This window comes from Pseudoalteromonas translucida KMM 520, assembly GCF_001465295.1.
Taxonomy (GTDB): Bacteria; Pseudomonadota; Gammaproteobacteria; order Enterobacterales; family Alteromonadaceae; genus Pseudoalteromonas; species Pseudoalteromonas translucida.
Genome location: NZ_CP011035.1, coordinates 295,269 through 319,519, shown reverse-complemented (window position 1 = coordinate 319,519; position 24,251 = coordinate 295,269). Strand labels below are relative to the sequence as shown.

19 protein-coding genes and 2 pseudogenes are annotated in these 24,251 nt (G+C 41.5%); 7 read left to right on the top strand and 14 right to left on the bottom strand.

Going from position 1 to position 24,251, the window contains the following annotated elements:
* Nucleotides 1-3: 3 nt before the first annotated feature.
* Nucleotides 4-249: pseudogene (locus PTRA_RS16920) on the top strand (helix-turn-helix domain-containing protein); the annotation flags it as partial.
* Between the two features lie 112 nt (nucleotides 250-361).
* On the opposite strand, the gene PTRA_RS16915 reads toward PTRA_RS16920, so the two are convergent.
* The 6 genes from PTRA_RS16915 to PTRA_RS19345 form a co-directional block, all read right to left on the bottom strand.
* Nucleotides 362-1,684, bottom strand: coding sequence for a carbohydrate porin (locus PTRA_RS16915; RefSeq protein ID WP_058374840.1), 1,323 nt, complete (start codon nucleotides 1,682-1,684; stop codon nucleotides 362-364).
* A 671-nt stretch (nucleotides 1,685-2,355) separates the two neighbouring features.
* Complete coding sequence (locus PTRA_RS16910; RefSeq protein ID WP_058374839.1) at nucleotides 2,356-2,751, bottom strand: hypothetical protein; 396 nt, start codon at nucleotides 2,749-2,751, stop codon at nucleotides 2,356-2,358.
* Between the two features lie 16 nt (nucleotides 2,752-2,767).
* Nucleotides 2,768-3,706, bottom strand: coding sequence for a bifunctional Delta(1)-pyrroline-2-carboxylate/Delta(1)-piperideine-2-carboxylate reductase (gene lhpI, locus PTRA_RS16905; protein ID WP_058374838.1), 939 nt, complete (start codon nucleotides 3,704-3,706; stop codon nucleotides 2,768-2,770).
* A gap of 2 nt (nucleotides 3,707-3,708) precedes the next feature.
* Nucleotides 3,709-4,794 carry a M24 family metallopeptidase gene (locus tag PTRA_RS16900; protein ID WP_058374837.1) on the bottom strand — a complete coding sequence of 362 codons (1,086 nt, stop codon included), beginning with the start codon at nucleotides 4,792-4,794 and terminating at the stop codon, nucleotides 3,709-3,711.
* The gene (locus tag PTRA_RS16895) at nucleotides 4,791-5,840 is read right to left on the bottom strand and encodes a proline racemase family protein (protein ID WP_058374836.1); all 1,050 of its coding nucleotides are present in this window, start codon (nucleotides 5,838-5,840) and stop codon (nucleotides 4,791-4,793) included. Before PTRA_RS16895 ends, PTRA_RS16900 begins: the two co-directional genes overlap by 4 nt.
* Before the next feature lie 152 nt (nucleotides 5,841-5,992).
* Nucleotides 5,993-6,118: a hypothetical protein gene (locus PTRA_RS19345; RefSeq protein WP_257720835.1), complete on the bottom strand. Its 126-nt coding sequence runs from the start codon at nucleotides 6,116-6,118 to the stop codon at nucleotides 5,993-5,995.
* Nucleotides 6,119-6,325: 207 nt separating this feature from the next.
* Here PTRA_RS19345 and PTRA_RS16890 point away from each other — a divergent pair, with 207 nt between their 5' ends.
* Together PTRA_RS16890 and PTRA_RS16885 are read left to right on the top strand one after the other, a co-directional pair.
* Entirely contained in the window at nucleotides 6,326-9,034 is a 2,709-nt protein-coding gene (locus tag PTRA_RS16890; RefSeq protein ID WP_058374835.1) for a TonB-dependent receptor plug domain-containing protein, read from the top strand.
* Nucleotides 9,035-9,437: 403 nt separating this feature from the next.
* Nucleotides 9,438-10,865 carry a peptide MFS transporter gene (locus PTRA_RS16885; RefSeq protein ID WP_058374834.1) on the top strand — a complete coding sequence of 476 codons (1,428 nt, stop codon included), beginning with the start codon at nucleotides 9,438-9,440 and terminating at the stop codon, nucleotides 10,863-10,865.
* 594 nt (nucleotides 10,866-11,459) lie between these two features.
* Here the strand turns inward: PTRA_RS16885 and PTRA_RS16880 are convergent.
* The 3 genes and pseudogenes from PTRA_RS16880 to PTRA_RS16870 all read right to left on the bottom strand — a co-directional run.
* Nucleotides 11,460-12,128 (bottom strand): GntR family transcriptional regulator, encoded by a 669-nt coding sequence (locus PTRA_RS16880; protein ID WP_058374833.1) that lies wholly within the window; start codon nucleotides 12,126-12,128, stop codon nucleotides 11,460-11,462.
* A gap of 128 nt (nucleotides 12,129-12,256) precedes the next feature.
* A complete protein-coding gene (locus PTRA_RS16875) occupies nucleotides 12,257-12,811 on the bottom strand; it encodes an aldehyde dehydrogenase family protein (protein ID WP_058374832.1) in 555 nt (184 codons plus the stop codon).
* Between the two features lie 138 nt (nucleotides 12,812-12,949).
* Nucleotides 12,950-13,171, bottom strand: a pseudogene (locus tag PTRA_RS16870) (proline racemase family protein); the annotation flags it as partial.
* Nucleotides 13,172-13,341: 170 nt separating this feature from the next.
* On the opposite strand from PTRA_RS16870, the gene PTRA_RS16865 reads away from it, so the two are divergent.
* On the top strand, nucleotides 13,342-14,310 hold the full coding sequence (locus tag PTRA_RS16865; RefSeq protein ID WP_058374830.1) for a dihydrodipicolinate synthase family protein: 969 nt from the start codon (nucleotides 13,342-13,344) through the stop codon (nucleotides 14,308-14,310).
* 569 nt (nucleotides 14,311-14,879) lie between these two features.
* Here the strand turns inward: PTRA_RS16865 and PTRA_RS16855 are convergent.
* Genes PTRA_RS16855 through PTRA_RS16845 form a run of 3 tightly spaced genes read right to left on the bottom strand, consistent with a single transcriptional unit; the run spans nucleotide 14,880 to nucleotide 17,619 of the window.
* Nucleotides 14,880-16,376 carry an aldehyde dehydrogenase (NADP(+)) gene (locus PTRA_RS16855; RefSeq protein WP_058374829.1) on the bottom strand — a complete coding sequence of 499 codons (1,497 nt, stop codon included), beginning with the start codon at nucleotides 16,374-16,376 and terminating at the stop codon, nucleotides 14,880-14,882.
* 13 nt (nucleotides 16,377-16,389) lie between these two features.
* Nucleotides 16,390-17,391, bottom strand: a complete 1,002-nt coding sequence (locus PTRA_RS16850; RefSeq protein WP_058374828.1) for a 4-hydroxyproline epimerase — start codon at nucleotides 17,389-17,391, stop codon at nucleotides 16,390-16,392.
* Between the two features lie 3 nt (nucleotides 17,392-17,394).
* Nucleotides 17,395-17,619 (bottom strand): hypothetical protein, encoded by a 225-nt coding sequence (locus tag PTRA_RS16845; protein WP_058374827.1) that lies wholly within the window; start codon nucleotides 17,617-17,619, stop codon nucleotides 17,395-17,397.
* Nucleotides 17,620-17,891: 272 nt separating this feature from the next.
* On the opposite strand from PTRA_RS16845, the gene PTRA_RS16840 reads away from it, so the two are divergent.
* Both PTRA_RS16840 and PTRA_RS16835 read left to right on the top strand, forming a co-directional pair.
* A complete protein-coding gene (locus tag PTRA_RS16840; protein WP_058374826.1) occupies nucleotides 17,892-19,181 on the top strand; it encodes an NAD(P)/FAD-dependent oxidoreductase in 1,290 nt (429 codons plus the stop codon).
* A 22-nt stretch (nucleotides 19,182-19,203) separates the two neighbouring features.
* Nucleotides 19,204-20,424 (top strand): M24 family metallopeptidase, encoded by a 1,221-nt coding sequence (locus tag PTRA_RS16835; RefSeq protein ID WP_058374825.1) that lies wholly within the window; start codon nucleotides 19,204-19,206, stop codon nucleotides 20,422-20,424.
* Nucleotides 20,425-20,496: 72 nt separating this feature from the next.
* Here the strand turns inward: PTRA_RS16835 and PTRA_RS16830 are convergent, their stop codons facing one another.
* Nucleotides 20,497-21,372, bottom strand: a complete 876-nt coding sequence (locus PTRA_RS16830; RefSeq protein ID WP_058374824.1) for a DMT family transporter — start codon at nucleotides 21,370-21,372, stop codon at nucleotides 20,497-20,499.
* 97 nt (nucleotides 21,373-21,469) lie between these two features.
* On the opposite strand from PTRA_RS16830, the gene PTRA_RS16825 reads away from it, so the two are divergent.
* Nucleotides 21,470-22,378: a LysR family transcriptional regulator gene (locus PTRA_RS16825; RefSeq protein WP_058374823.1), complete on the top strand. Its 909-nt coding sequence runs from the start codon at nucleotides 21,470-21,472 to the stop codon at nucleotides 22,376-22,378.
* A gap of 91 nt (nucleotides 22,379-22,469) precedes the next feature.
* Here PTRA_RS16825 and PTRA_RS16820 read toward each other — a convergent pair whose 3' ends face one another.
* A complete protein-coding gene (locus tag PTRA_RS16820) occupies nucleotides 22,470-24,242 on the bottom strand; it encodes an MFS transporter (RefSeq protein WP_058374822.1) in 1,773 nt (590 codons plus the stop codon).
* Nucleotides 24,243-24,251 lie beyond the last annotated feature (9 nt).

The window sequence follows — 24,251 nt, the reverse complement described above, 5'->3', positions numbered from 1 at the left end:
CCGCTGTGTAAAATTGCCTGCATGAGTCGCAGCAAGTTTTATCAACAATTTAAGTTGGCGCTTGGTACTAGCCCAGCACTGTGGCAGCAGCAACTTAGGCTTAAAAAAGCCTATAGTAAATTGTTACAGGGCCGCACGGTTAGCCAAGCATGTTATGAGCTGGGTTTTAATTGCCCTAGCCACTTTAGCCGGTTATTTAAACACGCCTATGGCGTACCACCAGCAAACATTGCCAAGAAAAACCATTAAGTGATGGCTTAAATTAATTTTGTAGCGAGGTTAATTGACGTTTCGTAGGCACTAAATGCGCCTACGAAACTTATTTTATTGTATATTTTTTATGGCACATTAATACTGCGTATTAAAACCAAATTTCAACCTGAGCGCCTGCAACTAAGGCACTTTCGTCGCCCTCTTTGCCTGCAACACTTAACCCAGACTCTTGCCCAGCAGCCTTGTTCCAATCAAAGTTGCTTAGATAAAAGCGTAACGATGGACGCGACCAATATTCGGTAGAGTCGGCTGTTGCCTGTAATGCAAGCGCATATTTCATGAGTGTTTGCTCATCATTTTCAATGCCGTTTGTTTTGGTTTGATAAGCGTTATAACCCACTTCACCAAGCACACTCCAATGTGGCGATATTGAATAATGCGGGCGCACACCAACACTTTTTAGGGTGTGGTAATCAGATGATTTTTCGTACATTACCATGTAATCAAGTTTAAATTTTTCGGTAATATCAACTAAGCCATTGTTAAAAATGCGAAAGCCACTTGAGCTGCTATCTGCCGCATAATCAAAGCTTCCGCCATCAGTACCGGCAGCGCCTGGGTTTTGTGCCATAGCGCCTGTACCATATTGAATCACTGTTTTTTGATCAACATTGCCTAACTGCTTTTGCCATTGCACTGTAAATGTTCTGCCATCGGTAAGCCCAGCTTCATCAATTGCATCATTTACAAATAAGTTTTGCAGTGCAAATACCACTTTACCCGCATCGCCTACGTCCATTTCATAGCGTACGTCGGCCATAAAGTTTTGGTAATTAGTATCAGCAGTGGCTTTGTTACCTGTAAGTTCGCCCTCGCCACCATAAGTGATTGCAGCAAGATGCAGCTTATCGGTTTCATTTACCGTAATGTCAGATACACCCACGCCGTTACCCGAGCTTTGCATATGTTTGTAATCAAATATATGCACGCTACCAACAGCCTTATCGTAATAATATCTGCGACCAATCCATAGCGTACCATTGTCGAGTAAGTTATCAGTTTCTACATAAAGCTGCCTTGAGCGTCTAGACCACTCCTCCGTTGCGGTTGGATCTCTTGAATCCCCGGCAAAGTCCATCATAAATACGGCTTTAAAATTAACCCCATTTAGCTGCTGTTTTTTAGTCAGCTGAAACTCGCTGTAGTCTCTACATTCGTTACCTAAGCGATAATAAACCCCATCATTTTTAGGGTAGTTAAGTGAATAACAAGAGCCATTATTTTTACTGCCACTCCCTATAATGGTATTTGTACCTGAGCGAAAATACCCATTAAATTCAAACCCATTATCTAACTCTTGCTTCGCTTTAGCGTCATCCTGCGCTTGCATTTCATTATTAATTAACTGTTTAACGTATGCAATATCCTCATCCGATAAACCAGCGGGGCGCTCTGCTGCGTGAACACTCATTGTAGCAGCGCATAATATTGAAAGTAGTGATAAAGAGGACTTAATTCGTTTGTTATATTTCATGTTTACCATAGTCGTTGTGGGGTTACATTAAATGCATTTGCAGCGCCATTTAATTAAATGCAGCCGTAATAATTTAGCTAAGCAGTGCTGGTTGCTAACTACAAATACTAAGTGAGTTACTTTTAAAGGTAGAGTTTTTAGTTAATTTTGTGTCAGTAAAAAATTAAAGGCATATAGCTGTTAACTTTAAGCTAACTATTTTGGCGCTAATAATGATCAGCTACGATAACTCGTAGTAAGTGAGCTGTGATCAGTAATAACCAATTTGAAAAAGATTTTATCCAACCACTGGGGGTTATTCAATATAGCAAACAGCGATAGTATAAGACTTTAGTATAAACACAAGTCATTGATTAACAACAAGTCAAACAAACAAAACACTTCGGCAACAAACAACCCATAAGTTTACACTTCAGTATAAAAAACAATCATGAAGTAATTTAACGCATGGCGAGTTTTTTGATCATCTGCGCAACTGTAAAATTAACCTGGTAACTGTAAACGAGTGTTAGGATGAAATAAAAGAAGGGTAAACAGAATAATAAAACGCATGGAAGCCCCCTCAAAAGCGCTGTACTTCAGCGCCATTAAGGAATAACGAAGGGGGTTTAAATCAAACTAAAATAACTAAAAGCGCATAAACTAATACCGGCTAATAACCATACTAATCCGTAGCTTTGCCAAAGTATTGCATTATTATAAACCTGCTGCGGGTTATTTTTGTCAACTAACAGTGTGCAGGCTTTACCTTGTTTAAAACGAGTAAACATTTTTTCGCGATATTCCACTAATACACTGTGCACCTGCCCATCAAAACGAAAACTCACTAGCATAGTTGGCTGATGCAACATTTCGGGTGCCGTTATTTGATTATTTGCCACTGCGGTTATTTGTTCTACCACACAAACCCGCCAGTGGCGTTTACTTACTTTACATTTTAACCAGCGTACAAATGGCAAAGTACCAATTATTATAAATAAAACCCCCAACCATAACAACACCATACAACCACCTTTATTTTTATAGGGTTTGGTAAACTAAATACGCTGCTATTAAGTCACTCAGCGCAGTGCCCACTGATTTAAATACAGTTATTTCGCTTTCATTAATGCGTGCCGGAGTATTTAGCTTAGCGAGATCAGCTAGTTCCGCACACACATCTTGTTCGCTAAATACACCTTCTTGTATGGGTAATAATAACTCACCCGCTTCATTTAATACATTGGTTTTGCTGTCAACAAATACACGACTGCGCGTAATCGTGGTGCTATCACATTCTCGCTGTTCGCTGTGATGATTACCAATTAAATCAATATGTGTGCCTTCTTTCAACCATTGACCATCAAATAATGGTGTTGGGCAGCCAGTAGCACAACAAATTACGTCGGCACTGTGAATCAATTCTGCAGTGCTTTGCGCTACAGTAAATTTAATATCAGGAAATGCTTTTTGTAATGTGCTTTGTAAGGCGGATACCTTTTGCTGATTACGTGCCACCAGTGTTACGCGTTTAAAATTACGCACAGCCAGATGCGCACGCACCATATATTCGGCTAAATTTCCGCTACCGAATAACACTAAGTGTTCACTGTTTTCACGAGATAAATAGCGACTCGCTAGTGCCGATACCGTTGCGGTACGCCATAAGGTAATACGTGTGCCATCTACTAAGGCCAATGGTTCGCCATGCGCACGCGAAAACAGCATAATTTTAGAATACAATGAGTGATAGCCTGCTTGGCTATTACTTGGAAAGTAAGTAAACGCTTTCACACCAATCACGTCTTGATTCCACGCGGGTAACACGGCAAATGCATCGTGGTTACTATCACTATGATCAAGCTCATACACGTTGCGTTTTGGCATACCAAAATCTTGCGCAAAACCTTGCTGCATCGCCGTTAGTAAAGACTCAAAACTAAGGACATTATCAATCTGGGTTGCATCTATAATTTGCATATTTAACTCTCCAATTGAAAAGGTTTAGGGGCATGGGTTAAAATTTCATAGCCCTGTGGGGTAATAACAATATCGTCTTCAAGGCGCACACCACCAAACTCTGGAATATAAATACCCGGCTCTATGGTGATCACATTGCCAATCGCTAAATCGTAGTGACAGTTTTTATTAATAAATGGCTGCTCATGTAAAAACAGTCCCAATCCATGTCCAAGCCCTGGGCCAGCCCATTGTCCGTAGCCTGAATTATCTAGCACCCGCTGTGAGGCATTTTGCAACTCAATACACGCCACTCCCGGTTTTAGTATGCTCATAGCAGCCTGTTGCGCCGCAGCGACAGCATTATAAATATCAGTTTGTTTTGCTGATGCCTCACCAAGTACATAACTGCGGGTCATGTCAGAGCGATAGCCATTAATTACCGCACCAAAATCAAGGGTAATAAAGTCACCGTGTTTAAGCTGCCGAGCACTGGGGTTGCCATGGGGTAGTGAAGTACGCTCGCCAAACATTAAAATGGTGGCAAACGACATGCCCTCAGAGCCTAATTTTTGCATTCTGTATTCAAGCTCTAGGACTAAGTCACGTTCGCTCACTCCTGCTTTAAAATACGGTAATGTTTGCGCTAGTGCGTTATCAGCTATGGCTGCTGCGGCTTTTAGTTGTGTAAGTTCCCAGCTATTTTTTATCATTCGCTGCTGTTCAACCAGCCCTGTAATTGGCTGTAATTGATGCATCGATAACTCACTTGCTACTTGCTGCCACAACGAAACATTAATAAACGCCGCATCAAAACCTAGCTGTGAGTGCGGTGCTAAAAAGCGATTAATGCACTGCCCTAAGCTTTCGTTATCTCGATCACGGCTGAATATCTCAAAACCATGGCACTCGGCTTGCGCGCGCTCAAAGTAACGATAATCGGTAATTAATATATGCTGCTGTTGGGTGATCAAAGCATAAGCGGCATTACCACTAAAGCCCGTTAAATAACGAATGTTTTCATAACCAAAGACTAACAGCGCACTAAGCCCTTTTGCTGCAAGGGCAGCCTTAACTGCTTGTTGGCGGGCACTAAAGTGATTACTCATCTAAATATGAACCCTTGTTGTAGAGGATCCGCCGGATCAATTAAAAATGTATGTGTACCGGTAACAAAGGCATTCCCACTGACTCGAGGAATAGTCGCCGCATAGGTGCCAAACTGGCATTGCTGCTGTAGTTCAACACTAAATACAGAGCCTAGAATACTCTCAATGTTAACCTGTTGCCCAATATTGAGCTCACCTTTGGCAAACGCAAGCGCTGCACGGGCACTTACGCCAGTGCCTGTTGGGCTGCGGTCTAATTCACCTTCTGCAAAAATACAAACATGACGGCTAAATGCGTCATGGTTACTTAATTGCGTATTAGAGTAAAAAATAACGCCATATAAAAATCCTAACGCGTCATCACTTGGGTGAGTGGGTTGATACTGGCTAGTTACTTGCGCTTTAATTGCTTTACCTAAGGTAATTATTTTTTCATGGTTACTCGAAGTTAAGTTCAAGTCGATACTATCGGCATCAACAAATGCATAATAAGCCCCGCCAAAGGCAATGTCACAGTTTATCGAACCATACTCTGGTAATGTAATTTGCATCTCTAGCTGATCGACAAAGCTAGCTACGTTATCAAAAAAAACCTGCGTTAACTCATTATTTTTTAATGTAATATACGCTTTGATTAACCCCGCGGGAGTGTCAATGCGAAGCTCATTCACGCCCTCTTTAAACTCGCTAATAGCACAATCTTTTGCCGCGGTTGCCAAAGCAATAATGGCGTGACCACACATAGTGCTATAGCCTTCATTGTGTAAAAACAACACCCCAAAATGGCTATCTGCGCGCTCAGGTTCAGTGATCAAGGCGCCGTACATATCGGCGTGTCCGCGTGGCTCAAACATTAATGCTTGTCTTAAATGATCAAACCGGGCTAAACAATCGGCACGTTTTTCAAGCATAGTGCGGCCGGCTAACTGCGCAAAGCCATCAACAATAATCCGTAGCGGCTCTCCTCCCGTGTGCATATCTAGAGTGTGTATTTGCAGCCAGTTATTACCGGGTTGCTGCCAATGTGAAAATAAAGTGTGGGTCATAACTAGCTCCTTTGATTTATTGTATACAATATACCTTGATATTTATTTATGCAATAGCAATGTTGAGCAGTTTGCTGCTCAACATTGGGGCGGTTGCTCTAGTAATAATGAATGTACTTAACTATTAAAAAGGACGACCTTACAGAGAGAAACTAAAACTCAATTCGCGCCACTAACGACACATAACGCGCACCTTGTTGGCCTGTGACTAAGCTATAGTCAGGATTAAGTTCTAAACCATTGTCGCGATTAGCAAAATATAATCCCCCCCAGCTCAACTACTTTCACCCACTTCAAACTCCATCACATTGATTTTTATATAAATATAAACAATTGGCTGATGCTGTAATTTCGACTTGGCTATTATCAACACCCATTTGTAATTAACAGCATTATAACAATTGAATTAATGCAGTGGATAACTTATATTGTATACAGTATGCAAACTGACCTATAAAAATAACATGTACATCTAAGGAATAAAAATGAAAATAAATCCATCTTTAAAGTTATCCGTACTCTGTACCGCGATGTTTTCCGGCGCAATGAGCGTTACAGCTCCTGTATTAGCGAATGATAATGTCGAAAAAATAATGGTCACAGGGTCGCGTATTGCGCGTGCTGAAGTAGCTTCTACATCCCCCATTACTGTCGTTACCAAAGATCAATTAACTAATTTAGGTATTACAAATGTAAGCTCTGCATTACGCCGCTTACCTGCAATTACGGGTAATAGCACCAATAACCAAAGTAGCGCTGGCGCAAATAATATTCAAACAGCTACATTACGTGGTATTGAGGCAACAAATACGTTGATCCTAGTAAATGGTCGACGTATCGTTGGCTCTAATGAAGATGGATTAGTTGATTTATCATCAATCCCATTTGAAGCAATTGCTCAAATAGAAGTATTGAAAGATGGTGCTTCTGCTATTTATGGCTCTGATGCAATTGCTGGTGTTATTAATATTATCACGCGCAAAAATTACGATGGTATTGCTATTAACCTTCATACTGGTATTTCCTCAGAAGGTGATGCACAAGAACGTGAAATTGGCCTACTAGTTGGTTTTAGTACAGATAAAGGCAGTGTGATGATTGCGGCTTCCACGAGTAATAATTCAGGTTGGGAAGAAAAAGATCGTTACATGACTAAAGATGCTGATCAACGCTATTTAGGCGGTCAAAATTTTAGTTCAGGAACCACACCCTTTTCTCGTCTCTCCGGTTTTGGCTTAGATTCGAGTAATACATGGACAGTACTTGATGCCGATAACCCTGATGTTGTTACGCCATTTGATTATGATTCGATGGGATATAACTACCGTGATGCCCAATCTGGTGCTAACGATAACAAGACGACGAGTGTGTTTGTTACTGCAGAATATGAGCTTAATAATGATATAACTTTTTTTTCTGAACTCTCTTTCCATAATGGTTTTGTCCAAGGCAACCAAGCACCTCCAGGTGTTGATACCGGCTGGTACAGTGGCAGTATAGATACACCCAATGCGTTTAAACGCTACCCCGATAGCGAAGGTAATAACTTTGGTGTTGGTGCAAACCAAAAGTATAATCCATTTGGTATTGCGGGTAATGTATCACGTCGCTTCAGTGAGTACGGCTCGCGCATTTACAAATCTGAGAGTAGCATAAACCGCTATACCTTAGGATTAAGAGGCATGATATTTGACGATTACGATTGGGAGGTAGTGTATTCAAGCCAATCCGCAAAATTAATCAATGATGGTGGCTCACAACCATCAATCAATATGATTGAACGGGCTTTATCTAATGAGTGTGAAACAGCGGCCGATCCAACATGTGTCGCGCTCAATGTGTTTGGTCCAGAGGGTGCAATTACCACCGAAATGCTTAATTTCATTAACACAACAGCCCCTTTAGTAACGAATAAAAATGACTTAATGTTTGCCCAAGCCAATATCTCAGGACCCGTAATGAACATGCCTGCTGGTGATTTAATGTTTTCATCTGGCTTTGAATATCGTGAAGACCAGTTATCATTACAAGTTGATCAAGCTCAACGTACCGCTACCTTTGATGTTTCATGGGGTGAATCAAAAACGCCCGTTATTTCACCTGTTCGTGAAATTATTGAATTTTACCTTGAATTGGCAATTCCGTTGCTTGATAACTTAGAAGTGGAAGCTGCAGTTCGATATAGTGATTATAGCGATATTAATCAAAGTACGACAAACCCTAGGTTTGGCGTCATTTACCAGCCAATAGATATACTTAAACTGCGTGCAAGTTATAGCACCGGCTTCAGAGCACCAACGATGGCACAAATGTATCGAGGTCAAACATCTAATGAAAATATCAATTTATATGACCCATGTAACCCGAATAACGACGTTAACTTTAGTTCTTCATTACCCAATTGTGTCGCTTTAGGATTAGATCCTGCTGTTAGCCATAATTCAAACCTAAGTAACGATATAATTGGTGGCGGTAACCCTAATTTAAAACCAGAAGAAGCAGAAAATACCACCCTAGGTGTAGTACTAGAACCAATTGAAAATTTATCATTTACAATCGATTATTTTAATATTGAGCAAACCAATGTAGTTTTTGCAAGTTCACGTTATGTGATTGATCAAAATTTAGCTGGCAATCCAACCTACCAAAATGATGTAGTGCGCAGTAATAATGGCACTGGTTATATTAGAAGTATTTATTCACCACAAAACAATATTGCGGCTCGAAATATTGCGGGTATTGATTTTAATGCTAATTACTTATTAACAACAACGGCGGGTGAATGGCGCCTAAATTTTGATACGACTTTGATGGATAAGTTTGAAGTACAAGACACGAGCGATACGCCATTTCGTGACATAGTAGGAACTTACGATCCTGTATTTGGCAGCCTACCTGAATTCAAAGCAAACCTTCAAATTGACTGGTCGATGGATAACTATCATGCGACCTGGGATGCAACATATAACTCAAAAATTAAAGCAGCTGAAAATGATGTTATGCAAGCCACTGTATTTCATAATGCTCAAGTAGGTGCTTTTATCGAGGCTATAGGTGCTGACATACATGTGGGGATTAATAATATATTTGATAAAGAGCCTCCCTATCTCCAAGCGAACCTCACTTCTACAGATGATAACTTGTATTCATTCCGTGGGCGTTTCTTCTACATGGGTATTAAGAAAGAGTTTTAATATTTGCTAAAAACAAAACCATAGTGAGTTAATCTCAGTATGGTTTTGTTATCACAGCTCAGTACCTTCAATAGATAATTAATCTCCAAGTAAATATTCTCCATCCTCTAGCACTACGAACAACCGTTTTCATGCCAAACGAGCTACGCAACACAGTAAAATCTCATCATGAGATACCTAATATAAATTTTAGTAGCAACGTAAGCACACTAACACCATATTTTTAACAATTACATATTGCATACAATATACAGTGAGTGTTATGTTGTTCTTAAGTTCATTAACTTCACCCGTAGTTACCATTAATAGCCTGTAACTGACTTGAAGCAAATATCTACTCACACAGTGTGCTCTAAATTTCGGTGGGCTGGAATAACAACAATAATTAACATAGGTAAATTTAATGAGTCTAGAAAAACCTGTCGGCACTATCTTTGGCCATCCTAAAGGACTGTTTTTACTTTTTGGCACCGAGATGTGGGAGCGCTTTAGCTATTATGGTATGCGCGCTATTTTAGTTCTTTATTTAGTGGCTTTAACTGAAAGCGGTGGTATGGGCTGGAGCAATAGCGATGCACTGAGTCTCTATGGAACCTATACTTTTCTAGTGTATGTTACACCACTATTTGGTGGCTGGTTGGCTGATAATGTGCTCGGGCAGCGTAAATCAATCATTATTGGGGGCTTACTTATGGCCGCGGGTCAATTTACGCTCGGCGTGCCACACGAATATATTATTAGCAACGAAATGACCTTTTTTTATACTGGTCTAGCGCTGTTAATCATTGGTAATGGCATGTTCAAACCTAATATCTCCACAATGGTCGGTGACCTTTATAAAGAAGGCGATCATCGTCGTGATGGTGCGTTCACTATTTTCTATATGGGGATCAATTTGGGGGCTGCTATAGCGCCACTAATTGTTGGCACCATTGCCGAAAAATTCGAATGGCAATACGGCTTCATTGCCGCAGGTATCGGTATGTTAATGAGTATTATACTGCAAGTCTCTTTGGGTAATAAGTATCTCGGTGATATCGGTATCGAGCCTGCCGTTAAACAATCAAATACAAAGGGACAAGCAAAGAAGGAGTCGTTAACCAAGATCGAATTTGATCGTATTAAGGTTATTTTTATAATGAGTGCTTTCACTATTATTTTCTGGGCGGGTTTTGAGCAAGGCGGTGGACTGATGAATCTATTTGCTAGCGAATACACAGATCGTTGGATAATGAATTTTGAAGTTCCTGCCAGCTGGTTTCAGTCTGTTAGTGCTATTTTCATCGTCATTCTTGCCCCTAGCGTTGCCTCATGCTGGATAAAAATGGACCATAAAGAGCCCACCTCTCCGGTAAAGTTTGCCCTTGCACTGATATTCTTAGCAATTGGTTTTCTTTTTATGATTGGCGCAACGATGCAACAAGGAGGAGACATTACAGTTAAAACCAGCATGATGTGGCTGATCATGGCTTACTTATTCCATACTTTAGGTGAGTTGTGTTTATCGCCGATTGGATTATCGATGGTTACCAAATTAGCACCGCTTCGTCTAGCATCTGTGATGATGGGAATCTGGTTTTTCTTTACCGGTATGGCTAATTATGTCGCTGGATATGTCGGCTCCTTCATTGGTGAGAGTACTGAGTCGGCAAACAATGCTATGGTTATCTTTGCAGGCATAGCTATCACTGCCACACTCTCTGCTGTTATTATCTATCTGCTCAGTGACAGACTAGTTTACTGGATGCATGGTGCCGAAGGTGTACACCAACCTCAAAAGCATGAAGGTAGCATAATCGCCCAGCAAGGCATGTCTACAGAACGGATTTGATTGAGAGGCTGCACTAACTACCAGTTTTGTTAAAAACATGAGCATTTTAGCTTATTAAATAACTCACTGCGTTTAAAATAACTTATAGTCGACTGCATGGATGCAGCAGGTAGAGCGATGCCGGAGCAATTGCCGAGAACAACACTATATTATTATTGTCGCTTTGTGATTTTCGAGTTTAAGTTCCATACTGGAATGCCTCGTATGAGTAGTAGAACCCATTGCGCTGACTACTGCAGGGGGTTATCAACATTAGGCTAACTGTTTATATTCAAGCCTGTGTGTTTTCAAACGGCTAAATTTCACCGTATGCAGGCTATATCAGAATATTGATTTACCATATTTGTCTTATACCTAAAATACTCGCGAACACAGACACTTTCCTTTCTTTAAACAATCGCTGATGTATCAAAGTAGCAGTCTCTATCTACCCGTTTTTTTGATCACAAGTGTTACAGCTATGTATGATGTTTGGCCTTAAATAAATAACCTAAACTCAGATTAAATAGAGGTAATAATGACAATGGATAAAAAACCGTGACACTGTATCACTGCATACTGTACAAAACATCAGTGCCACGTTTGCTAAGCGAGTTAGCGTTGCTCGTCTTCGATTTTTATTAGCAGCTTTTTAATATCGTTTTTTGCTTGAACTATATGCTTTTTTAAAAAATCACAGGCTTTACGGGCTTGCTTAGTACGACATAGCTCAAGTAATGTACGGTGCTCTTCTGGGGCCGTAGTTAAACCGCCAGCCAGTAAGATATGCATGCGTACATAACGTTCTGAATTTTTACTATACATATCAACCAACTCTCGCGTTTGTGGACGCTGAGCACGGCTGTATAATTTAGCATGGAACTGGCTGTTTAATTCACCAGTTGCACGGTGAGTATCACCGGCATCCATGGCACCTTCAAGTTCAGACAAAATGCCTGCTGCATCATTTAGATCTTCATCGCTTAAATGTTTAATTGAATGACTTAATAACTCGGCTTCAAGCAAAGCCCGCAAGTCAAATATTTCATCTATTTGCGCAGCTGAAAGTTGCGTTGCCGTAGCGCCTTTATGCGCCTCAAAATTCACCAAGCCTTCGGCTTCAAGTTGCAATAACGCTTCACGAACAGGAATACGACTGACGTTTAATTCTGTCGCTAAGGCAGCTTGACGTAATGGATCACCGGCTTTAATTTCACCAGAGAGGATCTTTGCGCGAATCGCTTCTGCGACAAGTTGGGTGCGGGTTTTGTGCTCAATGGCCATGCTAGTTCCTATATATTGCATTTAGCATACATTATACTCAAAAAGCCAAATATTCCAAGTTACAATCCCCTAACCGCTATTTTTAAAGATTTAAAGAGCGTTCACATAGTTCCCCCTAAAAAATTTTGCTACGGTTGATAACAAATTGGACGCATAAAGCGCAACATTGCATGTGTACCCACAGAGGTACTTCGCACATCGGTTGAACTTGGGAATGGTCCGCCATGATTCTTTGACGTACACATTTCAACCCCTGTCGGCAATTGATTTTCAATTAACCGCGCTACTTTATATTGCAGTGCTTCTTTTAGCGCTGCGGCGTTAGCCATGTCGTCATCGGTACCATGAATACTCGCAGTAAGTTGGCCGTCGAATTGGGTGATCAGCGCAATTAACTCCTGCTCGCTCTCATAGCGTACAATCAGTGCCGCAGGGCCAAACAGCTCTTGCTGTAACAGTGGTGTTGCCATATAAGTATCTGCATCACAAATAAGCACCTGAGCGCAGGCATGAAAGTCTTGCTCACACTGCTCGCTTACCAGTTGGCTGCGTATAGCCGTTTGCTCTTTAAAGTTACTTAAAATCCTGGGTGTCAGTAACGTATCCGATGGGGCTGCACTAATACAACGCACTACCTGCGCGGCTAAATTATCACAGCCCTGGGCTGGTACAAAACTGCCCATGGCCCTGCAACATGGATTAACACAAGGCGCTGGCAATTGCGGCACTGTGTTTAAGCGCTTGTTGGGGCAACATAATTTACGGGTTAATACTGCCCAGCAATTAAACTTTGTCCTGTTAATCTCATACACTGCTTCTGATTAAATTACTTGAAACCCAAATGCATAAGGGTCGTCGTCAACGGTGATACTGCTACTACCGGTTACCCGCGACCAGCTGCAGATGCTGGGTAAAATGGCCGCTCTGCCCGCCACTTCGGTAAGCTGTTCAACACAGCCAATAAACTGGCTGCCAATGTAGCTTTCATGCACAAACTCTTGCCCTTGTGCCAGCTTGCCTTTACTAAATAGCTGCGCCATGGCGCACTTAGTCCTGTCCACAGGGCGCTCTGATCTCGGGGGTTTATCGGCGACTTCAGATAAATTTTAAAATAGATACCCGTTTATTTTTATCTCAGCCTTGCCGAAAGTATTTTAACTGATACAATCAATTTGTATAATGTATACAATATGTATTTATAAGAGGAATAATAATGCAAACAAACAGTAAAGATTGGCGCTATACAGTTATGCCAGCTGTATTTACATGGCTAAAAGAATCAGAATCTGGAGATCTTGAAATTGATCTTGATGCAACACAAAAATACGCTGCAGAAATTTTAAAAGTTCAAGGAAAGGGTGGCACCAGAATGGGAGGACTAGTCGGCTCTGGTACACTGGGTGAGAACAGCTATCTCAGCTCTAAGCAGCGCCTTTCTTTACTAAGCGCTCTTTCTAGTGTTGCCAAAGAATACAATGTTCCATTGATCAGTGGAGCAGCAGCAGAAACCAAAGAAGAGCTTGCCAAAATAGTAACTGAACTGGCGACTGTGGGCGTAGATACCGTCATGGTAATGCCACCAAAAACTAAAGAAGCGCCTTCTGATGAAGAAATGTATGCCTATTACGCACTTTCTGCATCAGCAGCAAAAGAGGCAGGTATTACAATAATGCCTTATAACAACCCTGACGCAGCGGGCTATCATGCGCTTTCAATTCAACTTCTTACACGACTTGCAGCGCTACCTGAAGTAACTGCACTTAAAATATCAACAATAGATGTGTCAATAATTGAAACAATGATGCTCAAGAACAAAGAGTTAAAAATCTTGGCTGGAGTTGACACTGTAACTGTTTATGCTGGGCTTGCTGGCGCATGCGGTGGAATTACAGGTGTTGGTTGTATTTTTCCAAAAGCGAGTCTCACTATGCAGGAACACATAAATAACGGTGAATGGGCCGAGGCAAACAAAATTTCTCAGGCTATGAACTCTATTTCATATCTTGATGCACAGCCGCTACTAATGGAATACCTTAAATTTGCTTTTGGAATTTATCATAATGATGCAACTGGCGGGCTTCGTACCCTGGGTAAAGCATTAACCCAACAGCAAATTGATGATGTTCACACCCGATATACTTTAGCAAAAGAAAGGCTTGAAATTTTGGGTTTAATAGACTGATTAAAAACATTCTAAAAGAATATGATTTGAGGTATGAAGCGAACGTGTCCGTTTCATACCTCAACGTGTAGTGTTAATAATCTACATTAACAATACCGAGCTTAGCGTATTGATTGCTTATTACCTTAAAATACCATCGCTCAAGCAGCGTTACTATGGCTTTATGAGAAGACTATCTTCTCTCGTCTTCTATGTTAAGTAATCGTTTTTTAATAGCGTCTGTTGCACCTAGTATATGTGCTTTTAGCAACTCACACGCTTTATGGTTTTTTTGTACGACACAGTTCAAGCAAGGTGCGTTGCTCTTCAGGCGCGATGGTTATACCGCCCGCTAGTAAAATGTACATGCGTACATAGCGCTCTGAATTTTTACTATACATATCGACTAGTTCACGGATTTGTGGGCGTTGTTCGCGCGAATTGGTATTACCATGAAAACGGCTGTTTAAATCGCTTGGTGGGGTTCATCCGCATTCATGGCACTTTCAAGCTCAGTTAAAATCTGCCTGAGTCTCTTATAAATAAGGGAAAGCGGGAAAATACAATTTGCATATCCCGCCCAATTAATCTTATGCTTGATAACAAATTGGTCGCATAAATCGCAACATTGCATTTGTGCCCACAGAAGTACTGCGAACATCCGTTGAACTTGGATACGGCCCTCCGTGGTTCATTGAGCCACATACTTCAACGCCTGTTGGCAGCTGATTTTTTATCAAACGACCTACTTTATACTGCAGTGCTTCGATAAGGCTATCGGCTTTATTTAAATCAGCTTCAGTGCCATGAATACTGGCGGTTAGCTGCCCTTGTAATTGATTTATCAACGTCATGAGCTGGTGTTCACTGTCGTAGCGCACCACTAACGCCGCGGGGCCAAATACTTCTTCTTGCAAAATAGGGGTTGCTAAAAAGTCCTCAGTATTGCATGCGAATACATGCGCATTAGCATGAAACGCATGTTCAAGCTTGCCCTCACCTAACAAGCTGAGCTGTTCAAGCTGATTGCGCTCTGCTATTTGCTGTTTAAAGGTTTTAACAATCTCTGGAGTGAGTAACGTGTCTGATGGGGCATCATTTATGCACGCAGTAATGTGTGTTTCAAGCTCGTCACACCCCGTTGGCACTAACCATAGTCCTGGGCTGGTGCAAAATTGTCCGTTCCCCATAAGCATTGACTGACAAAGTGACTGAGCTATCTCCTTGCTATGTTCAATAGCTTTGTTAGGTAAAATAACTTGTGGGTTAATACTGCCAAGCTCACCATAAAATGGAATGGACTCTTCACGCATCGCAATCGTTGCTTGCAGCTTACTTGCAACATTAAATGAACCGGTAAAACCTACTGCTTTTATTGCCGGGGCGCTGACCAATTGATGCGAAAGCGCATGTTCAGCACTTTGCACCATTGCAAATACCCCTATAGGCATCGCACATTCTTTAATGGCAGCAAGCGCCGCTCGTGCCATTAATTCACCGGTTCCCGGATGTGCCGTATGATTTTTTACAATCACTGGGCAACCCGCAGCGAGTGCTGCAGCCGTATCACCACCGAGTGTTGAAAAGGCGTATGGAAAATTAGATGCACCAAATACAGCCACGGGTCCAAGCGGTAAGTAGTTAAGCTCTGTGTGTGGTTTTGGTAACGGTGCTCTTGTAGCATCGGCCTCGTCCACTATTTTTAAACCCAGAGGTGATGCTGGGTTTTCGCGCAACGCACTGGCGAATGCTTTAAGTTGATTTACAGTGCGCATGCGCTCGCCTTGTAAACGTGCAAGCGGTAGGTTGGTTTCTTGATGTGTTTGCTCAAGTAACTCATCCCCAAGCACTAATATTTGATCAGCAATGCACGTTAAAAAATCAGCACGTTGTGCAAAACTGGTTTTACGATACTCAAAAAATGCCGCTTGTGCGGCCTCTATTGCGCCGTCTAATTCAGTGGCACTGAGATTAAAAAAGCGCGTTGGTAGTGGTTCGTTGCGTGCTGGGGAAAATGCGTTAAATTCGCCATTCTCTGAATGACCCAGCCATTGTCCTGCTACTAAACTTTGTCCTGTTAATGTCATGTTTTGCTCCTGATTAAATTACTTGAAACCCAAATGCATATGGGTCATCGTCATCTACTGTAATTGCGCTTGTGCCTGTCACCCTAGACCAGCCTTGAATACTTGGCAGAATGGCTGTTACGCCTGCGATTTCTGTTACTTGTTCAATGCAACCAATAAACTGGCTACCGATGTAACTTTCGTGAACGAAACTTTGCCCTTGGGCCAATTTACCTTTTGTAAATAGTTGTGCCATACGCGCGCTGGTACCTGTTCCACATGGCGAACGGTCAATGGCTTTATCACCATAAAAAACAGCATTTGCGGCGTCTGAGTTGGCATTTTTTGGGGTCCCTGTCCATAAAACATGACTCGCACCTTGAACGGTTGAGTCTAGCGGGTGAACACATTTCATTTTTGCGTTTATGGCATTACGTACCAACGGGCTGTACTTTAAAATTTGCCCAGCAGTTAAATGTTCAATGCCTTTATAATTACCCTGAGGTTCAACAATAATGTAGAAGTTGCCGCCATAGGCAATATCAACACTTAGCTCACCGAGCTCAGCAATATTTATGGTTATTGCCTGATGGGCTAAGTAAGCCGGTACATTATAAATTTTAACCCACTGAACTTTGCCATTTTGCATCGCATAATTAACTCGAACACGCCCAGCAGGCGTGTCTAACAGCAAAGCGCCCGGTACTTTTGCATGTAGCAAACCGTGCTCTAAAGCAAATGTAACAATACCCATTGTGCCGTGCCCACACATAGGTAAGCACCCTGATGTTTCAACAAATAAGATAGCAGCGTCACCATCTTCTGTGGTGGGTGGATATAAAAATCCGCCCGACATCATATCGTGACCACGAGGCTCAAACATGAGCGCTTGACGTATCCAATCGTGATTTTGTAAAAAGTCTTGGCGCTTATCACTCATGCTTAGTCCGTTTAACTGTGGGTGACCACTGGTTATAAGCCTTACAGGATTACCACAGGTATGGCCGTCAATACAAAAAAAGGTCCCTTTTTGCATAACTTAGTCCAATTTAAATTTTGTTAAGGCAATACGGCTTGCCATCGATTTTGTATAAAGCGAGATAATAGTTGCGTTATCGTCTGCCGTACCTTGTTCAATAATGCCGTGAACGTCTTGGTTATTAAGTTCATCAATCATTTTCGCGGTTGCTGCAAAGTTAATGGCGTTGTCTGCATTAAATTGCGTAGTTACTGCGGGGTAAACGCCCTGCCAATTTACTTTCATTATTATTTTTCCTGATTGAAGTTTACGCTTGATATCATAGGTATATTGTATACAATAATCAATATGCTAATTTCAGTTTGTTTGATAAATGTGCTTTTTGACCTAATCCAATCATTAATGAAAAAACTTAACCAACTGAAATTAATCACAATTGTTTAATTTAAAACAAACTGATTTTTTTAAATTCATATCACCACAACAGCAATATAATCTAAACGTGGTATTAAATTACGCTGTTAAGTATTGTTTATTTACATATGAGGTAAACTATTTTGGCGGATAAAGCTCCCCAACAAATTGCAGTGGTCGGCGCTGGAATTATTGGTATTTGCACAGCATTACAGTTACAACGCGCTGGCTTTGCAGTAACTTTGTATGATCAACAAGGCTTAGCACAAGGCTGCTCTAAAGGTAATGCCGGACACTTTGCTACCGAACAAGTATTTCCGTTAGCGCAGCCCGGGTTATTAAAAAAATTACCTAGCATGCTCTTTAATCCACTTGGCCCGTTAAGGATCGACTGGCGGTATGCACTTAAGGCAACCCCGTGGTTTTGGCAATTTATAAAAAATATGCCAATGGTTAAATATCGCGCCCATACCCAAGCATTAAAAGCACTGAATAGCCACGCTATTGCAGCCTACGAACGGCTACTCAATGACTATAATTTAGCTCATTTATTGACTAAAAAAGGCAGTTTACTTACTTTTGAAGCGACGCCTTTGGTTGAAGTTGAAGCCATTTTAGCCATGTATCAAGCCCAAGATATAAACGTACGGCTACTTAATCGTGAGCAGCTGCAAGCATTAGAGCCTAGTTTAAGCGCTTTAGTAACCTACGCATTATTCTTTGAAGATGTTGCCCACAGTGTTGATCCGCATTTATTTTGCGTGCAGTTAGCTGAGCAATTTAGTCTATTAGGCGGCCTGTTTTGCCAACAAAATGTCACCGCTATTAACGCAAACAAAACCGGCTATTTACTGCAGTGCGAACAACAGCAACATTACAGTGATAAAGTGGTGGTTGCCGCAGGGGCATGGAGCAATAATTTATTAAAACCCCTTGGTTATTATGCTCCTCTTGACACAGAGCGAGGCTATCATTGCATGCTTGATATTGACTCGGGCTTATCGCGCCCTGTTGCTTCGGCCGAGCGCCGCTTTATTATGACTCCGATGAGCCAAGGACTAAGAGTCGCCGGTACCGTTGAATTTGCAGGACTCTATAAAAAAATGAATAACAAACGAGCATTGGCCTTATTACCGCATGCGAATGCATTACTGAGAGAGTCTGCACCCGCGTCGGCTTTAAGTAGCACGTGGATGGGTTGTCGTCCTTCACTACCCGACTCTTTACCCGTGATAGGCCGCGCACCACAGCATAGCAATCTCTATTTTGCTTTTGGTCATCAGCATTTGGGGTTAACTCAAGGCGCAGTGACCGCTGAGCTGATCACCGCGTTATGTTTAGAGCAAACCCCGCCCATTAATTTACAACCTTATTGTATTAATCGTTTTTCGGCGCAAGCCACTTGCAGTAAATCCATACCGCAAGCACAATAGCCGCACAAAAAAGGAGATCATTATGACCACAATTGGTATTGGCACCCAAACCAAAGAACAAGCACTCGCTAGCCTAAGCAATATGACTAGCGATTTAACCCCTATCCAGGCCGATGAACACTTAGCGCGCATTGCTAAAGCGCAAGCTTATATGCAAGCTAATAACATTGATGCAATTTATTTAAATGCCGGCACTAACCTGGCTTATTTTACCGGTATGCGTTGGTATGCAAGTGAGCGTTTAGTTGGCGCAATTTTGCCTGCTAAAGGTGAAGTGCAATACATAGCTCCTTATTTTGAAATTGGCTCACTCAATGGTTTTAAAGTAATTGACGGGCCAATTCGTGGTTGGCAAGAGCATCAAAACCCATATCAGTTATTTGTTAATATATTAACGGAAATGGGTATTGCGGCTAATGGCACTATTGGTATTGATGAAAGCGCACAGTTCTTTATTTTTGATGGTATTAATAAAGCGCAAACGGGTTTAAATTTAGTGAATGCTCAGCCGGTTACTGCACATTGTAGAATGCATAAATCAGCCAATGAGCTGGCGTTAATGCAACGCGCTATGGATATGACCTTAGTGGTTCACCAAGCTACGGCAAGCATGCTGCACGAAGGTATTAGTACCACTGAAGTAGAAGAGTTTATAAAGCTAGCGCATCAAAAAGTAGGCGCGCCGGGTAACTACTTTTGTATCGTGTTATTTGGGCTTGCAACGTCATTCCCGCATGGAGTAAAAGATCCGCAAATCCTTAAAAAAGGCGACATGGTACTTATTGATACTGGCTGTAAAGTACATGATTACTTATCTGATATTACCCGCACTTATGTGTTTGGTGAAGCAACAGATCGCCAACGTCAATTTTGGAATAATGAAAAAGCAGCACAAATTGCAGCTTTCAATGCAGCAAAAATTGGCGTGCCATGTGAAGACGTAGATACTGCTGCGCGCAGCTACTTAGCCGAGCAAGGTTTAGGCCCTGATTATCAAACACCTGGTTGCCCGCACCGTACAGGCCACGGCATTGGTTTAGATATTCACGAATGGCCTTATTTGGTAGGCGGTAATAAAACGCCACTAGCCGCTGGCATGTGTTTTAGTAACGAGCCAATGCTGGTTATACCGGATGAATTTGGGGTGCGCTTAGAAGATCATTTTTATATGACCGACAGTGGTGCAAAATGGTTTACCGAGCCTAGCCACAGTATTGACGACCCGTTTGGTTTACAAAAGTAATATAAACTGACATTTGTTTATTTGGCTTAAACGACTAAATACTACTGCGCAATACATACCACGCGCAGTAGTTTATTTTGTGAGTTGACGTTTAACCAATCGCTGTTTGTTTTTTTGTACGTTAGCCAACCACACTAAAGGTAAAATAATTAACGATGCACCAATTATTAAGCCAAGTGTAGGCACTTCACCAAACCAAAATAACCCAACAACGACAGCCGCCACTAAGCCGCTATATTCAGCGCTAGCAACTTGGCTCGATTCGATTTTGCTATAAACATACACGCAAATTCCCGCATAAATTAAAATAAACAGTGTAGAGCCAAACGCAGTAATAAGTGCGGCCCAATGCCATGGCTCGTTTTCCCACAGCGCCAAACCTAATCCCACAGGCATACCTACTAAATTGGTAAGTAACAAAGTTTGCATAATACTATGATGTTTAGGCAACTTTCGTATTAGTACATTATTTACCGCCAGTGTAATTGCGACTACAAATGCAAATATAGCCGCCCAATTAATGTCGGTAGGCTGAATAACAATAAGTACCCCTATAAAGCCAATAACAGCCACAGCTATGCTGCTTTTTGTTAGCTGTTCACGAAATATCATTACTGCTAAAGGCAGCATTAATAAAGGCGCGGCATAAAAAATAGCGTTCGCGGTTGCGAGCGGTAAAGCTTTGAGCGCAAACACCATAAATATAATACCAAATAACCATACATGGCCGCGTACCGCATGCCATTTTAAACCGGCAAATAAATGTTTTTTATTCGCCGACAAACAAAACGGGAGCAAAATTAATACTGCGGTAAGTTGGCGCATAAATACAAACTGAAACGTGGGACTTTCTGCTGGTAAAGTTTTGATTATAGCGTCAGAAAAAACCGCAATAATGTTACCCACCACAAGTAATGTCATGCCTAAGCCAACCGATATTTTTTGCATTGTTACTCCGTGCCTGCAAATTAAAGGCGCTAGCATAGAGCAATTCGTTTAATTATGTATAATGATTAAAATACTTTTAGTATGAGCTAAACTAATAATGAAATTACCTCCATTACGTGCGGTGCAATGTTTTGAAGTTGTCGCACGATTAAATAGCTTTTCTAAAGCGGCTGAACACCTTAATGTGACACAAAGTGCCGTAAGCCACCAAGTTAAACTATTAGAGCAATATTTAAACGAGCCGCTATTTAACCGCAGTGGTCGTAGCTTTTCGTTAACCGATGCGGGCAGCCGTTATTACCACGAAGTAAGCCATTCATTAACCAGTTTAGCCAGCGCCACGCAAAAAATTCGCTTTGGTGAACCTGGCCACATTCGTTTGGCTCTGTACAGTTCACTTGCTGTAAAATGGCTAATACCACGTTTAGAGAGTTTTAAGCACGATCATCCCGATATTGATTTAACCTTAAACATGATTGTTGACGAGTCTGACTTTAGCGAGCGGGTTGCTGATTGCTTTATTACGACCAACCCGCCTAAAGGAGCATTTGCGAGTCAGTTTTTATTTGCGGAAAAGCTCTACCCTGCCTGTGGTAAAACCCTGTGGCAACAATTAAAAAACCAGCCGCTACCCAATGAGCTGTGGGAGCACCCGTTGTTGTCAGTGCAATATAGTGAGTCAGAACAACGCACTGCTGACGATTGGCAACAATGGTGTGAAAGTGGCGGTCTAACCTTACCAACGAATGTAAAAATAAATCACTTTAGTCACGTTATATTGGCAGCCGAGGCAGCGCGTTATAATTTAGGCATTACGCTTATAGATGATTTTTTTATTGCCTCACAGAGCGACAATCAGCTCATTAAACTACCACTGTATGGAGTAGAAACCGGCACAAAATTTTACTTTGTATATAAAAAATCACGGGCTAAACAAAGCGACATAATAACGCTAAGTAGGTGGCTACAAGCGCAATGGGCTGAGGTTAAAGCAAAAACCAGCTAACAAAACTGCCGCTAATCTATATAAAATAAGCGGCTGTTCGCTACTTTATTTAGTTTGCCGATGCACTGGTGAAATAAAAACAAGCAACGGCTTAACTTTCATGCTTTTCCCTTTTATTGTATGTTGATAATAAATAAAAACCTAAACCTGTGATTAGCGCAATGGCAGCAAATAATAGCCACATTAAGTCGGGCCGCTGTAATGTTTTTACTAAGTAACCATAACTCCACCCCGATAAAAATCCAGCAAACAAAAAGCCCAGCGCCATTGAAACAAAGTAATACCCCATAAACATTGCTGCACTATCTTTTGGTGCAATACTGGCAACATATTCTTGGCTTTTTGGTGACGTAAGCATCTCGCCAAAAGCAATCAGCAAAATAACGGTAATAATAACCAAGCCACCGAGCTGAGTCATTAAGAGACCGGCACTCATTAATAACAATAATAAAAATGCGCCCGCGGTCACTATCAGACCGCTGATCAACACCGAAATTACTTTAAACCGCTGGCACTTTAAACTAACCATTATTTGTAATAATACGATGGCGGCAAAGTCTAAATTGATAAGGTATTCTGGGTTAACTTGCCTGTATTTAAGCCAACGTTCGGCAAGTTGTTGCGCTTGCTCTGTATTTAACTGGTAATTGCCTAACTCGCTAGTAAAAATAGCGATTTGTGCCACAGGTACATTTACTTTTAAATGCACTAATTCCAGCCGGATTGTTTCTAAATCAATACTGCTTAAGGGCGCTGAACCTGCATAGTGAGCGGCGAGTTGTTGTAATTTATCACTCAGTGCCGCGCGATCTACATAAGCAAAAAAATCGACGGCTGATTGACCAAAATAAGCCATAAACGCGACTAGGTCTTGAGTATCAATATAATCACGAATAAACAAAGGTAAGGTATAAAACAGCTGGTTATAAACAGTCCAAAAACCGGTCAAGATAGCCAAGTAAAGCGCAAAATTACGGTTACTCACACGTACAGGTTGTAAATACCAGCGATTATGATCCCGGTTTAGCAGTAGTTTATCCCACAACCAATTCATCCCTAACCAGAGCGCAATAAGTGAAAACGCCTGAGGGTAGCTCAACCAACTCACCCCTGCGGTCATTAAGATCATCACACTAGCAAACAGTAATAACGCAAAGCGGCTATTACCTAACACATGCTGCGCCTGCTGTAACACCTGCTTTAAGCTGGTTTTTGTCTGCGCGGTTGCGCTTTCTTGGCGGTATAGCAGCAGCGGGATAAAATTAATTAAAATCCATACTGACGACATAATAAATACCGCGTCCCAACTAATTGCACGCAAATATCCCGCGACTAATGGGCCAATAAAACCGCCTAAGTTCACCATAGTATAAAAAATACCAAACCCTAAGCCCCGATTGCTATCGTTAGTACTGCGACTAATGGTACCAACCACCACAGGTTTAAAACAAGAGGCACCAAATGCCACCATTAAGAGGATCATAAAAAATGAACTAAACTGTGTCACTTGGCCTAGAAAGTAATAACTCGGTGCCATTAATATAAACGACACAGCAAACATTTTTTTATAGCCGTAACGGTCTGCTAATGCCCCGGTGATCACCGGCAATAAATATAAGAAAAATGGAATAATCCCTTGCACTGCCCCCCGCTGCGGCTCAGTAAACCCGACCCCTCCTTGCTCAACAGGCGTAGTCATATACACAGAAGATACTGCAAAAAAACCATACCATGCCAAACGTTCAAAAATTTCCATTATATTGGCAATATAAAATGCCAAACCAAAGCCTGGACGGCTCGACTTAGCATTATTATTTTCGAGGCAGTCTAGTTGTTCCGGCTCGAGTAATTGATTGTTATTCATAGTTTACTT